The following is a 14,772-nucleotide window of genomic DNA, read 5'->3' on the forward strand; positions in this document are numbered from 1 at the left end:
TGAAATGCCAACAGTAAGGACCCTGCGTGTCTCCCATGGCCCGCACCGCCCCGGTGCCCGCCGCGACAGATCCGGCCATTATTCGGAATTTCTGCATCATCGCGCACATTGACCACGGTAAGTCCACCTTGGCCGACCGGATGCTGCAGTTCACCGGTGTCGTGCAGTCCCGCGACATGAAGGCCCAGTATCTGGACCGCATGGATATTGAGCGGGAGCGCGGTATCACCATCAAGTCCCAGGCTGTCCGCATGCCCTGGGAGCTTGACGGCCTGAGCTACGCCCTGAACATGATCGACACGCCGGGCCACGTGGACTTCACCTACGAGGTGTCCCGTTCCCTCGCTGCTTGCGAAGGCGCCGTTCTGCTGGTGGACGCCGCGCAGGGCATTGAGGCCCAGACGCTGGCGAACCTGTACCTGGCAATGGAAAATGACCTCACCATCATCCCGGTCCTGAACAAGATCGACCTGCCGGCAGCCCAGCCCGAGAAGTACGCAGCCGAACTCGCCAGCCTGATCGGCGGCGATCCCGAAGACGTGCTGCTGGTGTCCGGCAAGACCGGCGTGGGTGTTGAAGCCCTCCTGGACAAGATCGTCCGGGACCTGCCCGCGCCCGTCGGCGACCCCGACGCGCCTGCCCGGGCCATGATCTTTGACTCCGTCTATGACACGTACCGTGGCGTGGTTACCTATGTCCGCGTGGTGGACGGCATGCTGCACCCGCGTGAGCGCATCCAGATGATGTCCACCAAGGCCAGCCATGAGCTCTTGGAAATCGGCGTCAGCTCCCCGGAGCCAATACCCTCCAAGGGCCTTGGTGTTGGCGAGGTGGGCTACCTCATAACCGGTGTGAAGGACGTCCGCCAGTCGAAGGTGGGCGACACCGTCACGAACCTTGCCAAGCCTGCGGCGGAATCACTGAGCGGCTACGCTGACCCCAAGCCGATGGTGTTCTCGGGCCTCTACCCCCTCGACGGCACCGACTACCCCGTGCTCCGCGACGCGCTGGACAAGCTCAAGCTGAACGACGCCGCCCTGATCTACGAGCCGGAAACCTCCGCAGCGCTGGGCTTCGGCTTCCGCGTGGGCTTCCTCGGCCTGCTGCACTTGGAGATCGTCCGTGAACGCCTTGAACGCGAATTCAACCTGGACCTGATCTCCACCGCACCGAACGTGGTTTACGAGGTCACGCTCGAGGACAAGAACGTGGTAACCGTGACGAACCCCAGCGAGTTCCCCTCCGGCAAGATCAACGAGGTTCGCGAACCCATGGTGGCTGCCACCATCCTGGCTCCCAACGAGTTCGTCGGTGCCATCATGGAGCTGTGCCAGGGCCGCCGCGGCGTCATGAGAGGCATGGACTACCTGTCCGAGGACCGGGTTGAGCTGCGGTACTGGATGCCGCTGGCCGAGATCGTCTTCGACTTCTTCGACCTGCTCAAGTCCAAGACGCGCGGCTACGCCTCGCTGGACTGGAAGGCCGACGGCGAACAGGTCGCCGACCTGGTCAAGGTGGACATCCTGCTCCAGGGCGAACAGGTGGATGCTTTCAGCGCCATCACCCACAAGGACAAGGCCTACGCCTACGGCGTGATGATGACCGGCAAGCTGCGCGAACTCATCCCGCGCCAGCAGTTCGAGGTGCCCATCCAGGCCGCCATCGGCTCCCGGATCATCGCCCGCGAGTCCATCCGCGCCATCCGCAAGGACGTTCTCGCCAAGTGCTACGGCGGTGACATCTCCCGTAAGCGCAAACTGCTGGAAAAGCAGAAAGAAGGCAAGAAGCGCATGAAGATGGTGGGGCGCGTGGAAGTGCCGCAGGAAGCCTTCATCGCAGCCCTCACCACCGACGACTCCAAGGACAAGGCCAAGAAGTAGTGATGACCGTGGCCCGAACCTCCGGAGGCCGCACGCATGCCTAGCGTTCTTCCCCTGGGTGACCCCGCGCCGTCGGACGGCCTGTTGCCGCAGCAGGCGGCGGACGGCGCGGCCAACCGGGCCTTCGGGCTGTACGTGCACATCCCGTTTTGCGCGGTGCGCTGCGGCTACTGCGACTTCAATACCTACACCGCCACCGAGCTCGGCGGCGGTGCTTCCCAGGACGCGTACGCCTCCACTGCCATCTCGGAAGTGGATTTTGCCGCGCGGGTCCTTGCGGAGTCGGGCCTGCCCGCCAGGAAACTGAGCACCGTGTTCTTCGGCGGCGGTACGCCCACGCTGCTGCCTGCCGAGGACCTGGCGCGGATCCTCCGTGCCGCCATCGACACCTGGGGGATCGAAACCGGCGCCGAAGTGACCACGGAGGCTAATCCGGACTCCGTTACGCCGGAATCTTTGCAGCTGCTCGCGGACGCGGGCTTCACGCGGGTGTCCTTCGGCATGCAGTCCGCCGTGCCCCACGTGCTGAAGGTCCTTGACCGCACACACACCCCGAGCCGTGTCCCGCTCGTGGTGCAGTGGGCGCGGGACGCCGGACTGGCTGTCAGCCTTGACCTCATCTACGGCACACCCGGGGAATCCCTCGAGGACTGGCGCTTTTCGCTTGAGACCGCTCTGTCCTACAAGCCTGACCACATCAGCGCCTACGCGCTGATCATTGAGGACGGCACGAAGCTCGCCGCCCAGATCCGCCGTGGTGAAGTTCCGGAAATCGACGACGACGACCACGCCGACAAGTATGAACTCGCCGAGAGGATGATCACCGACGCCGGCCTGCACTGGTACGAGGTCAGCAACTGGTCCGCGACGCCGGAACAGGCGTGCCGCCACAACCTTGCCTATTGGCGCGGGGACGACTGGTGGGGCATCGGCCCGGGCGCGCACTCACATGTGGGCGGAGTGCGGTGGTGGAACGTCAAGCACCCCACCGCCTATGCCGGCCGGCTCGGCTCAGGCGTCTCGCCGGCGGCAGGACGTGAAACGCTCGACGACGAAACCAGGAGCGTGGAAAAGGTCATGCTGGAGGCGCGGCTTTCCTCGGGTCTCGACACCGCTGTCCTCGCGCCGTCCGGCAGGAAGGCCGTGGCCGGCCTGATCGCCGACGGCCTGGTGGTGCCGGAGGATGCCTTCAGGGGCCGCCTGGTCCTCACCCTGAAAGGCCGGCTGCTGGCCGATGCCGTGGTCCGCAGGCTCCTGCCGGACTGATTCGCCACAACAGAAAAACAACGCGGGGTCACTTCCAGCCCAATCCGGTAGGGATATTGGGCGCTAAGTGACCCCGCGTTGCTTTTGGCCAGCTGATCCGGCCGGTTACTTGATCCAGCGCAGGTTGTACTGGTACCGGTGCGGCTGGCCCTTGTTGACGTGGACGCCGGCGGACACCGCGAAGCAGGTCAGGGCAATCCAGATGAGTGTGGCCACGACGGCGAACAGGTTGCCGACGACGGGGAGCAGCACCAGCAGGTTGGCGACGAAGGCCGCAATGGTGGGCGGCAGGGTGAAGTTGAGGGCTTCCTTGGACTCCTGCGCGGTGAACGGGCCGCGGTCGCGGAAGATGAGGTAGATGAGCAGCGCCGGAACGCAGCCGAGGATGCCGCCGAAGTGCGCCAAGGTGGCCCACTGCCGGTCCTCGCTCGCTGTCAGCGGAAGCGCGTTGGCCGGAACGCCATGGTACTGGGGCAGGTCCTGGCCGGACTGTGTGTCCCTGCGGTCGCGAGCGTCTTCTGCCACGGTGTCTTCCTTTAGCTTGCGTTGGTGCGATAGTGCTTTGATGTGGCGCCGGGCCCGCGGTGCGGTGACGCCGTACCAAGGATACCGGGACATACGGGCAATCGCGGGCTCAACGCCGAATCACGCGGTGGAAGCTACGGAACCGTTAGGAAATCGATGACCTCTTCCACCCGGCCCAACAGGGCGGGCTCAAGGTCAGCGTAGGTGCGCACGGCGCCCAGGAGTTTCTGCCAGCCGAGGCCAATGTCCTCCTTGGTCTCGTGCGGCCACCCGAAGGCGGTGAGGATGCCGGTTTTCCAGTCCGTGCCCCGCGGAACCACGGGCCACTGCGGAATGCCGAGCACCGACGGCCGGATCGCCTGCCAGACGTCGACGTACGGGTGGCCGACGATCAGCACATTCCCGGCGGCGCCGGGGGAGGCCATCACGGCGTCGGCGATTCTGGACTCCTTGGAATCCGGGACCAGGTGGTCCACCAGGACGCCCAGCCTCCGGCCGGGACCGGGGCGGAAGGAGGCAACAGCCGCCGCCAGGTCATCAATGCCATGGAGAGGTTCGACGACGATGCCCTCCACCCGGAGGTCGTCGCCCCAGACTTTTTCCACGAGTTCGGCGTCATGCTTGCCTTCAACCCAGATCCTGCTGGCCTTGGCCACCTGTGCCCGCTGCCCTTCCACCCGCACCGACCCCGACGCCGTCCGGCCGGCGGGACCCTGCCCTGCAGGCTTCGCCTTGGGGGCCGGGGGCATCAGCCGGATCGGCTGGCCGTCCAGGAGGAAGCCGAAGCCCAGCTTGAAGGACCGGGACTTTCCCCGGCGGTCCTCGAGCGCCACCACGTGCATGCCGCCGGACTTCTCCACCCGGGTCACCGCGCCCACCCAGCCGGACTGGACATCCTCGAGCACCATGCCGCGCTCCACCGCCACCTCTGGCAGGCTGTTCTTGGCGGGCGCTGCCATCTCCTGCGGGCCCCAGGTCTGATACTGCATTCGTTCACCGCTCTGCACTAGGAAGGAGCCGCTCCGGCCGCGGTCATGCCGCCGGGGGACACGAGTCCGGAATTTCGCCCGGAGCGGTACCAATGCTAACAACGCGGCGACTCATATTAGACTTGTTAGCACTTAGGCATGTCGAGTGCTAACCACAGCGTCTATGGGCAGGATTAAGGCCCGGCGCGTGAAGGCCAAAAGGAGGTGGACTGTGAGCGAACCACGGAAGCTTGAGGTGCTGCGCGCCATCGTGGAGGACTATGTCCATTCCCGCGAACCTGTCGGCTCCAAAGCCCTGGTGGAGCGGCACCATCTGGGCGTATCCAGCGCCACCATCCGCAACGACATGGCTGCGCTGGAAGACGAGGGACTCATCACCGCCCCCCACACCAGTGCCGGCAGGATTCCCACGGACAAGGGCTACCGCCTGTTCGTCGACCAAATTTCTGCCGTCAAGCCGTTGTCCCCGGCGGAAAAGCGCGCCATCCAGACCCTCCTTGAGGGGTCGGAGGACCTCGACGACGTCCTGGACCGCACGGCCCGGCTCCTGTCCCAGCTGACCAACCAGGTCGCCGTCGTGCAGTACCCGCACCTGAGCCGCGCCGTGGTGCGGCACATTGAATTCGTGCTGCTGGCGCCGCGGAAGGTGCTGATCGTGCTGATCGCCGACTCCGGCAAGGTCGACCAGCGCGTGGTCGACGCCGGCCAGGACCTGTCGGACGACACGCTCGCCGCCCTCCGCACCCGGTTTCTGACCGGTCTGGCGGGAACACCGGTGGCCATCCTGCCCCAGCACCTGACCGCCGTCGTGGCCGGCTGCACGCCGGCCGAACGCCCGGTGGCCATGGCCCTGGGCAAGGGACTGGAGGGCCTCGCCCACAACAGCCGGGAAGACCGGATGGTCATGGCCGGAACGGCCAACCTGGCGCGGTCCAACGTGGACTTCCCGCTCAGCATCGGGCCTGTGCTGGAAGCGCTCGAGGAGCAGGTGGTGATGCTGCGGCTCCTGAGCGACATGGCGCAGGACCCGCGCGGCGTGGCCGTCAGCATCGGTAGGGAAAACCCCTACGACGGACTGGCCGAGGCATCGGTGGTGGCCACCGGCTACGGTCCCGACGCCACCGCGAAGGTGGGCATCCTCGGCCCCACCCGGATGGACTATCCCACCACCATGGCCGCCGTGCGCGCGGTGGCCCGCTATCTTTCGAGGATTCTGGGCCCGTGACTGCACGCCCCGGACATCCTTTGACCACAGGCAGTACAACCAGGAAGAGATACGAACTTTGAGCAGCCACTACGACGTTCTTGGAGTCTCCCCGGAAGCCACCGGCGAGGAGATCAAAAAGGCCTACCGCAAGCTGGCCCGCTCGCTTCACCCGGACGTCAACTCCGGGGAAGACGCAGCCGAACGGTTCAAGGCCGTCACCCACGCCTATGAAGTGCTGTCCGACCCGCAGAAGCGCAGGGTCTACGACACCACCGGTAACGAGAACGGCACCGACAACGGCTTCGGTGGCGGCGGCTACGCCGGCCAGGGCTTCGCGTTCCAGGACATCTTTGACACCTTCTTCGGTGCGGGCGGGACCTCCGGGCCCGCGTCCCGCGTCCGCCGCGGCCAGGACGCGCTCATCAGCGTCCGCATCGACCTGCGCGATGCCGTCTTCGGTGTCAACAAGAAGCTGGAAGTGGACACGGCCGTCACCTGCCCCACCTGCGAAGGATCCTGCTGCCAGCCGGGCACGCATCCGGAGCGCTGCGACATCTGCGGCGGCAGCGGACAGGTACAGCGGGCGGTCCGTTCCATCCTCGGCCAGGTCATGACCGCCGCACCCTGCGGATCGTGCGAGGGCTTCGGCACGGTCATCAAGGACCCCTGCAACGAATGCAGCGGCCAGGGCCGCATCCGCAGCCGCCGCTCCCTGACCATCAAGGTTCCGGCCGGCGTGGCCACCGGAACGCGGATTCAGCTCTCCGGGCAGGGTGAGGCCGGCCCTGCTGGCGGCCCGTCCGGCGACCTTTACGTGGAAATCCGGGTCAACAACGATGCCACGTATGTCCGCGAGGGCGACGACCTCCACGCCACCCTGAACATTCCCATGACGGCCGCTGCCCTCGGTACGGAACTGAGCCTGGAAACCTTCGACGGCAAGCAGGAGATCGACGTCAAGGCGGGCACGCAGTCCGGCGAGATTATTACCCTGCGCGGCCTGGGCGTTACGCACCTGCGGGGTTACGGCCGCGGGGATCTCAAGGTCCACCTGCAGGTGGAAACACCATCCAAGCTCGACCCCGCCCAGGAAGACCTGCTCCGGCAGCTGGCCAAGCTCCGCGGCGAGCAGTTCTCCGAGGGCAAGCTCGCCGCCAGCGGCGGCGTCTTCGCCAAACTGCGGGACCGCCTCGGTAACCTTTAGCGGTGAGCAACCCCGTATTCTTCACCCCGGCCGGCACGCTGGACGGCACCTCGCCCGGGTCGCTGTTCGTTCTCGACGGCGCCGAGGCCCGGCATGCGGTCACCGTCAAGCGCCTGGCCGTGGGCGAGCAGGTGGACATAGCCGACGGCGCAGGCAAACGCATCACCGGAACCGTGGCTGATGCTGCCCCCGCCCAGTTGACGGTCGAGTGCACCTCTGTCAGCGCGGAACCGCGGCCTGATACCCGGCTGGTCCTTGTGCAGGCCCTCGCCAAGGGGGACCGGGACGAGCTCGCGATCGAAACCGCCACCGAACTGGGCATCGACGCCGTGATCCCCTGGCAGTCGGAACGCTCCATCGTCAGGTGGAAGGGGGAGCGGGCGGCCAAGGCTCACGGAAAATGGCAGTCCGCCGTAACGGCGGCTGCCAAGCAGGCGCGCCGCGCCTGGATTCCCGAGGTGCGCCCCGCCGTCGACACCCAGGCCCTGGCCAGGGAAGTGGCGGAAGCCGGCCTCGCCGTGATCCTGCACGAAGACGCCGTCACGCCGCTGCGGCGGGTCCTCGGCAAATGGTCCGAGGCACACCAGGAGGCGTCCGGCCCCGGCGAGATCCTGCTGATTGTTGGCCCCGAAGGGGGCATCAGTCCCCGCGAGGTCACCCGGCTGTGCAGCGCAGGGGCGGTCACGGCACTGTTGGGACCGCACGTGCTGCGTTCCTCGACGGCGGGACCGGCCGGCGTCGTGATTGCCAGCGACGTTCTCGGCCGCTGGTAAGTCCAGCGCACTGTTGATGGGCGGGACCGCCGGCCAGCCAACCCGGCGGACGGTGCTTTTGGCGGACCGTGCTTTTGACGGACCGCGCTTTTGGCGGACGGTGCTTTTAGCGGACGGTGAACCCGCGCGATTCCACGTTGAGTTCGTCCTCGGGCTTGCCGGGGTCGATCTGGGACACTCGCACCTCATAGTTCCCGGGCGCGAGATTCACCGTGATGCCGAAGACCCCCGAGGCGGCGGGATCAGCCGCGGCCCTGGCTTCCCCGGTCAGGTAGCTTTCCTTGTCGCCGTTGTCCTGGACCTTGAGGATGCGCCAGTGGAGTTTGCCGTTGGGGACGGTGCTTCGCCCGGAGATCTTGACCCGGCCGTCGCCGACTTCGGTGCCCTCCTGCGGATCAATGATCCACACCGGCGCCACCATTCCGACGCTGCGGGACGTGGGGGCACCCAGCTTGACGTGCTTGAACGCCAGATAGTCCGTGTGCCCGTCCACGAGGATGACCACTTCGATTTGCTGGCCCGCGTCAATCAGGCCGGAGCTGGCACCGGCGGCCGTTGCGGTGTACACGAGCTGCTGGATGGCCCGCTGGGCCATGTCCGCATCGAGGTTGCTGTTAAAGGCATCCGCGGAAACGTCCACAGTGATGACATTGGTGCCCGAGATCGATGTGGCAAGGTTTTTGGGGTTCTGCCACGGCGTGAAGTAATCAGGATCCAGCGGCGTTTCGGACATCATGGCGCGCAGGGCCCGGGTGATCGGGTTCTCGTCGTCAGGAACGTCGCGGAACTCGCGGTACAGGAAGACGTTGCTGTTGCTCCGCCCGATCCAATAGACCGGCGCCTTGTTGGACGACTGTGTTGTTTCCAGCGGCGCGCTGGTGGTGGGGACGCCGTCCGTACCGGCTGCCCGCCGCGACGAGGAAGTCGGGGAGTTCGCAGAGGTCACCGAGGGATCGGGGTCGGCGATGCACCCCGACAGCAGCAGGGCAGCCGGAAGCAGCGCGGACAGCAGCACGGAGCGCATCCGCGGTACCTTCCGGCCCGGAGTTCCTGGCTGACTGATGCTGGCGATCCCTTCAAATGAGCAGTTGTGTGCGGGCACGCCGGACCGTTGCCGGCGAGCTCCTTTTCCAGCATTACACGAGACATTGCAGCGCTGGGCCCCTTTCGCGGCAGGCGGCCGAACTGCAACGGGAACGATATGAGGCCGATACAAAGTTGATACCTAATTGCGGGAACGCGTTACAGAAAAGCGGTCCGCCGTCACCTTTCGGGACGGCAGGCAGGGGCGTGCGCTGGCGTAAGATGTAAGGACGCAAACGAGTTATATTCCGAACTGGAGGGAACCGAAGGCCTGAGGGCCGTCACCATGACTGAATCAGCAAACGGAAAGCGCCGCCTCAACACGGGGGACCGAACCACGGGCGAATTCCCCCATACTCTCCCCGGTGTGCGGACGGAGGTGGTCATCTTCGATAACTCTGATCAGATGGTGCAGTCGCTGGGTAGCCACGACGAGGCCCTCCGCTTTATCGAGGACCAGTTCCCGGCCGTCAGTTTCCACGTCCGCGGCAACGAACTTTCCATCAACGGCCCCGCGGCCGATGTTCCGCGGATCATGCGACTGCTCAACGAGGTCCGGGGTCTCGTGGCCCGCGGCACGGTTATCACGCCGGCAGTTCTCCAGCAGCTGGTCTCGCTGCTCCGCAGCCAGTCGCTGCAGAACCCGGTGGAGGTGCTGACGCACGACATCCTCTCCAGCCGCGGCAAGACCATCCGGCCCAAGACGCTGAACCAGAAGAACTACGTGGACGCCATCGACGCCAACACGGTGATCTTCGGAATCGGCCCGGCCGGTACCGGCAAGACCTACCTGGCGGTCGCCAAGGCGGTGCAGGCCCTGCAGCAGAAGGAAGTCAGCCGGATCATCCTCACCCGCCCCGCCGTCGAGGCGGGCGAACGGCTGGGGTTCCTCCCCGGCACGCTCAGCGACAAGATCGACCCGTACCTGCGGCCGCTGTACGACGCGCTGCACGACATGATGGACCCCGAGTCCATTCCCCGGCTGATGGCCGCCGGCACCATCGAGGTGGCGCCGCTGGCCTACATGAGGGGCCGGACGCTGAACGACGCCTTCATCATCCTTGATGAGGCACAGAACACCACGCCGGAGCAGATGAAGATGTTCCTCACCCGCCTCGGCTTCGGCTCTAAGATGGTGGTCACCGGCGACGTCACGCAGGTGGACCTTCCCTTCGGGACCCGCTCCGGCCTGCGCATCGTCGAGGAGATCCTCACCGGAATCGACGACGTCAGCTTCTCTGTCCTGGACGCCGCCGACGTCGTCCGCCACCGCCTGGTGGGCGACATCGTCAACGCCTACAGCATCTGGGACGAAGCACAACGCAACCGGGTCAAGCATTCCGTTCCCCGGGAACGACGGGGAGAGCACGCATGAGCATCGAAGTTAACAACGAGTCCGGCATCCAGGTGGACGAGGCCGGCCTGGTGGCGCTGGCGCGCTTTATCTTCGAACAGCTGTACATCCACCCGCAGGCGGAACTGTCCATCCTGCTCGTGGACGAACCGGCCATGGAGAAGCTGCACATCGAACTGATGGATGAGCCCGGAGCCACCGATGTGCTGTCAGTGCCCATGGACGAGCTGACCCCGGGCACCCCGGACAAGCCGACGCCGCAGGGGATGCTTGGCGACATCGCGATCTGCCCGCAGGTGGCCGAGGTCCAGGCCCGGAGTGCCGGGCACTCCACGCAGGACGAGATGCTGCTGCTGACCACGCACGGAATTCTCCACCTGCTCGGCTATGACCACGCCGAACCCGAGGAGAAGGCAGAAATGTTCGGCCTGCAGCGCGAACTGCTGACGGCATTCACCGGCAAAGAAGCACCGGCCGAGACCACGCAGTGACCTCCCTGCTCCTTGTCTGCATGGCGCTGGCGTTTCTCGGTGCCGCAGCGCTGCTGACTGCTGCCGAGGCGGCGTTCAGCTTTCTGCCGCGCCACGACGCCGAGCAGGCCTTGCAGGGGAGCCAGGGCCCGGCGCTGCGCAGGATCCTGGACCAGCCGATGACGCACATGCGTGCCCTGCGATTCTGGCGGATCTGGTTCGAGTCGGCCTCCGCTGTGGCCGTGGCCGTGCTGCTTTACAGCCTGCTGGACAACGTCTGGCTGGCCGGTCTGGCCGCCACAGGCATCATGGCGGTCCTCGGGTTTGTGCTGGTGGGCGTCTCGCCGCGCCAGCTGGGCCGTTCGCATCCGGCCGCCGTGGCGCGGAACTCGGCATCGCTGGTACGGTTCCTGGCCTGGATCCTGGGGCCCATCCCCGCCTGGCTGGTCCGTCTGGGCAGCGCCGTGGCCCCGGGTTCGCCCAACGGTGACGACTCCTACTTCAGCGAGGAGGAGTTCCGCGAACTGGTTGACCGCGCCACCGAGTCGGACATGATCGAGGACAACGAGGCCGAACTCATCCAGTCCGTATTCGAGTTCGGCGACACCCTCGTCCGCGCCGTCATGGTGCCGCGGACGGACATCCTGACCATCGACGCCGGCTCGAGCCTGCACAGTGCGATGGCGCTGTTCCTTCGGTCGGGGTACTCCAGGATCCCGGTCATCGGCGAAAACACCGACCAGATCCTGGGCATCATCTACCTGAAGGACGTTGCCGCCGCGATCCACAGCATGGACCCCGAGGCCGAACCGCCTGTGGTGGACGTGCTGGCCCGCGAGGTCCGCTACGTTCCGGATTCCAAGCCGGTGAGCGACCTCCTGCGCGAACTCCAGAAGGAGTCAACGCACGTGGCCATCGTCATCGACGAATACGGCGGCACCGCAGGGCTGGTGACCCTCGAGGACCTGATCGAAGAGCTTGTCGGCGAAATCGTGGACGAGTACGACTCGGAGAGCGCCGCCGTCGTCGATCTGGGCGACGGAACATTCAGGGTGAGCGCCCGGATGGGGATCGACGACCTCGGCGAGCTGTTCGGCATCGAACTGGAGGACGACGAGGTGGACACCGTGGGCGGCCTGCTGGCCAAGGCCCTGGGCCGGGTCCCGATCGTGGGCAGCGCCGTGGATGTCGACGGCGTTTCGCTGCGCGCCGAGCGGCTGGAGGGCCGCCGGAACCGCGTCAGCCACATCATTGCGGGCGCCGCGCCGAAAGGCCCCGTTCCACAAAATACTGACCTTGAAGAACTTCTCGACGAGGCCGAATCAATGCAACAGGGAGTTCCACGTGAGCAAGCAGAATAAAGCCGACGGCGGCGAACCGTTCGGCGGGTACCATGCCGGATTCTCGGTGCTGGTGGGCCGGCCGAACGCCGGCAAATCCACCCTCACCAACGCCCTGGTGGGCAAGAAGGTGGCCATCACCTCGGCCAAGCCGCAGACCACGCGGCACACCATCCGCGGGATCGTCCATCGCGAGGACGCCCAGCTGATCCTGGTGGACACCCCCGGCCTGCACCGGCCCCGCACCCTGCTGGGCAAGCGGCTAAACGACCTCGTCGCCGACACCCTCTCAGAGGTGGATGCGATCGGGTTCTGCATCCCCGCCAACGAGAAGATCGGCCCCGGTGACAAGTTCATCGCCGCCCAGCTTGCCGCCGTGGGCCGCAAGCCGGTGATTGCCCTGGTCACCAAGGCAGACCTGGTGGACCGGCAGGCCCTGACGGAGCAGCTGCTGGCTGTCGCTGAACTCGGCAGGGAAGTGCTGGGCGAGGACGGCTGGAAGGACATCGTTCCGGTCTCCGCCGCGGACGGGTTCCAGGTGGGCACCGTGGCGGACGTCCTGATCAGCCACATGCCGCCGTCGCCCCCGCTCTACCCGGACGGTGAGCTGACCGACGAGCCCGAAGCCGTCATGGTGGCTGAACTCATCCGCGAGGCTGCGCTGGAGGGTGTGCGCGACGAGCTGCCGCACTCACTGGCTGTTGTGGTCGAGGAGATCGTCCCGCGCGAGGGCCGCACCGAGGACAACCCCCTGCTGGACGTCCGCGTCAACCTCTACGTGGAGCGCCCGTCGCAGAAGGCGATCATCATCGGCAAGGGCGGAAGCCGCCTGCGGGAGGTCGGCACCAATGCCCGGAAGGGCATCGAGGCGCTCCTGGGCACACGCATCTACCTCGACCTGCACGTCAAGGTCGCCAAAGACTGGCAGCGCGACCCCAAGCAGCTGGTGAAGCTCGGGTTCTGACCCGCTGCCGCCTGCATTCCGGCGCCAAGCGCCAGCACGCCGGGCCGCAAACGCCGGATTTCCGGGGTTTTCCCAGAAACGGCTACTAAAATAGGCCGGATCCCATTTTTTCGAGGAAGGTACACCCTGTGGTGCGACGCCGCGACAACCGCGCCCAAGGACCGGGCACACCCGCCCGCTCCGAGCCAGCTGCCCGGCATGCCGAGGACGCCCGGCTGGGCGCTGCCCGGCACTTGAATGTCCACCACATGCCCGCATGGCTCAAGGTGACCACCGCCGTCGTCGCCGTGGTCCTGGCCGGCGGCCTGGCCTTTGCCGGCTACTGGTACTTCAGGCTGCAGTCCAACATCTCCACGTCCGCCCTGGGGGCGGGCAGCAGCCGTACGGACACTACGGATGACGCCACTGGCAGGTTACAGATCCTGATCCTGGGATCCGACACCCGCGACGGCAAGAACTCCAATTACGGCAGCAAGGAGGATTCCACCGGCTACGGCAACTCCGACGTCATGATGCTGATGGACATCTCCGAGGACAACAAGCGGGTCAACGTCATCAGCTTCCCCCGCGACCTGCTGGTGAACATCCCCAAGTGCACCGACCAGAAGACCGGCAAGCAGTACCCGGCCCGCAGCGGCATCATGATCAATGAGGCCATGAAGGAGGCCGGCATCGGCTGCGCCGTGGACACCGTCAACAAGTTGACCGGCATGGAGGTGGACCACTTCATGATGGCCGACTTCAATGCCGTCAAGGAGCTGTCGAATGCCGTGGGCGGCGTCTCGGTGTGCATCAGCGACGCCGTCTATGACCCCGACTCGCGGCTGCGGTTGCCCAAGGGCACCTCCCAGGTGCAGGGCGAACAGGCCCTGGCGTTCCTGCGCACCCGCCACGCGTTCGGCGACGGCGGCGACCTCGGCCGCATCAAGGCCCAGCAGGGCTTCCTGTCCTCCCTGACCCGGAAGATCAAGGATGACGGCACCCTCTCCAACCCGGCCAAGCTGCTGAACATTGCCGACGTCATCACCAAGAACCTGACGGTCGACGACGGACTCGCCTCCGTGCCGTCGATGATCACCATCGCCAACCGGCTAAAGACGATCGACGTCGGCAAGGTCGCCTTTGTAGCGATGCCGACCGTCCCGGCCACCAGCGATCCCAACCGGCTGGAAGCCGCGCCGGCCGCTGCGCAGCTGTTTGCCGCCCTGCGCAAGGATGTCGACCTGACCGACCCGGACGGGAAGGAAAACCCGTCACCTTCGGCGAAGCCCACACCGTCGGCCAGCTCCACTCCGAAGGCCACCCCCAAGCCCACGGCCACGACGGCGCCGTATGACAAGGCGCTGCAGCCGATCACCGTGGCCAACGGCACCGGCGCAGCCGGCCGGACCCAGGAAATCGTGGACGCCGTTGTGGCCGGCGGCTTCACCCAGGTGGGGCAGCTGGAGGCCGACACCACGGCAAAGACCATGGTGTACTACGGGCCCGAGTTTGCGGACGTCGCCGCTGACGTGGCAGCCCTGTTCGGTATTCCGGCCGCCCAGGTGGCTCCGTCGTCGGGCGTCGCGGGTGTGCAGCTGTACCTCGGCTCCGACTTCCCGTCCGGGACCAAGTACGGCAAGACCACCGTTCCCAAGGACGTCGTCAACCAGACGGCGGGCGACACCGTCTGCCAGCAGGCAAACCCGGAGCTGGTCGTCCAGCAGTAACCGGCCGC

At 66.2% G+C, this 14,772-nt stretch carries 13 protein-coding genes; 10 read left to right on the forward strand and 3 right to left on the reverse strand.

Going from position 1 to position 14,772, the window contains the following annotated elements; translation table 11 throughout:
- Nucleotides 1-26 precede the first annotated feature (26 nt).
- Both lepA and hemW read left to right on the forward strand, forming a co-directional pair.
- A complete protein-coding gene (gene lepA / locus ABIE00_RS10060; protein WP_354259714.1) occupies nt 27-1,880 on the forward strand; it encodes a translation elongation factor 4 in 1,854 nt (617 codons plus the stop codon).
- 36 nt (nt 1,881-1,916) lie between these two features.
- The gene (gene hemW, locus ABIE00_RS10065) at nt 1,917-3,146 is read left to right on the forward strand and encodes a radical SAM family heme chaperone HemW (protein ID WP_354259717.1); all 1,230 of its coding nucleotides are present in this window, start codon (nt 1,917-1,919) and stop codon (nt 3,144-3,146) included.
- A gap of 105 nt (nt 3,147-3,251) precedes the next feature.
- On the opposite strand, the gene ABIE00_RS10070 is transcribed toward hemW, so the two are convergent.
- Entirely contained in the window at nt 3,252-3,671 is a 420-nt protein-coding gene (locus ABIE00_RS10070; RefSeq protein ID WP_003800826.1) for a DUF4870 domain-containing protein, read from the reverse strand.
- Nucleotides 3,672-3,805: 134 nt separating this feature from the next.
- On the reverse strand, nt 3,806-4,660 hold the full coding sequence (locus tag ABIE00_RS10075) for a DUF3097 domain-containing protein (protein ID WP_354259721.1): 855 nt from the start codon (nt 4,658-4,660) through the stop codon (nt 3,806-3,808).
- Between the two features lie 211 nt (nt 4,661-4,871).
- Between ABIE00_RS10075 and hrcA the strand changes: the two genes are divergently transcribed.
- The 3 genes from hrcA to ABIE00_RS10090 are packed head-to-tail and all read left to right on the forward strand — an operon-like array spanning nt 4,872 to nt 7,844.
- Nucleotides 4,872-5,885, forward strand: a complete 1,014-nt coding sequence (hrcA, locus tag ABIE00_RS10080) for a heat-inducible transcriptional repressor HrcA (protein ID WP_331569412.1) — start codon at nt 4,872-4,874, stop codon at nt 5,883-5,885.
- A 58-nt stretch (nt 5,886-5,943) separates the two neighbouring features.
- Nucleotides 5,944-7,071 carry a molecular chaperone DnaJ gene (gene dnaJ / locus ABIE00_RS10085; RefSeq protein WP_003800829.1) on the forward strand — a complete coding sequence of 376 codons (1,128 nt, stop codon included), beginning with the start codon at nt 5,944-5,946 and terminating at the stop codon, nt 7,069-7,071.
- A gap of 2 nt (nt 7,072-7,073) precedes the next feature.
- Nucleotides 7,074-7,844: a 16S rRNA (uracil(1498)-N(3))-methyltransferase gene (locus ABIE00_RS10090; RefSeq protein WP_354259726.1), complete on the forward strand. Its 771-nt coding sequence runs from the start codon at nt 7,074-7,076 to the stop codon at nt 7,842-7,844.
- Between the two features lie 106 nt (nt 7,845-7,950).
- On the opposite strand, the gene ABIE00_RS10095 is transcribed toward ABIE00_RS10090, so the two are convergent.
- Nucleotides 7,951-8,868, reverse strand: a complete 918-nt coding sequence (locus tag ABIE00_RS10095) for a GerMN domain-containing protein (protein WP_354259729.1) — start codon at nt 8,866-8,868, stop codon at nt 7,951-7,953.
- A 345-nt stretch (nt 8,869-9,213) separates the two neighbouring features.
- On the opposite strand from ABIE00_RS10095, the gene ABIE00_RS10100 reads away from it, so the two are divergent.
- From ABIE00_RS10100 to ABIE00_RS10120, 5 genes are all read left to right on the forward strand, one after another.
- On the forward strand, nt 9,214-10,302 hold the full coding sequence (locus ABIE00_RS10100; protein ID WP_354259732.1) for a PhoH family protein: 1,089 nt from the start codon (nt 9,214-9,216) through the stop codon (nt 10,300-10,302).
- A complete protein-coding gene (ybeY, locus tag ABIE00_RS10105) occupies nt 10,299-10,772 on the forward strand; it encodes an rRNA maturation RNase YbeY (protein WP_354259735.1) in 474 nt (157 codons plus the stop codon). The genes ABIE00_RS10100 and ybeY overlap by 4 nt, the downstream gene beginning before the upstream one ends.
- On the forward strand, nt 10,769-12,112 hold the full coding sequence (locus ABIE00_RS10110) for a hemolysin family protein (protein ID WP_354259738.1): 1,344 nt from the start codon (nt 10,769-10,771) through the stop codon (nt 12,110-12,112). Before ybeY ends, ABIE00_RS10110 begins: the two co-directional genes overlap by 4 nt.
- Entirely contained in the window at nt 12,096-13,055 is a 960-nt protein-coding gene (era, locus tag ABIE00_RS10115; protein WP_331569399.1) for a GTPase Era, read from the forward strand. The genes ABIE00_RS10110 and era overlap by 17 nt, the downstream gene beginning before the upstream one ends.
- A gap of 128 nt (nt 13,056-13,183) precedes the next feature.
- Nucleotides 13,184-14,764: an LCP family protein gene (locus ABIE00_RS10120; protein WP_354259741.1), complete on the forward strand. Its 1,581-nt coding sequence runs from the start codon at nt 13,184-13,186 to the stop codon at nt 14,762-14,764.
- The last annotated feature ends 8 nt before the right edge of the window (nt 14,765-14,772 follow it).

Origin of the sequence: Arthrobacter sp. OAP107 (assembly GCF_040546765.1) — a bacterium.
Classification (GTDB): Bacteria; Actinomycetota; Actinomycetes; order Actinomycetales; family Micrococcaceae; genus Arthrobacter.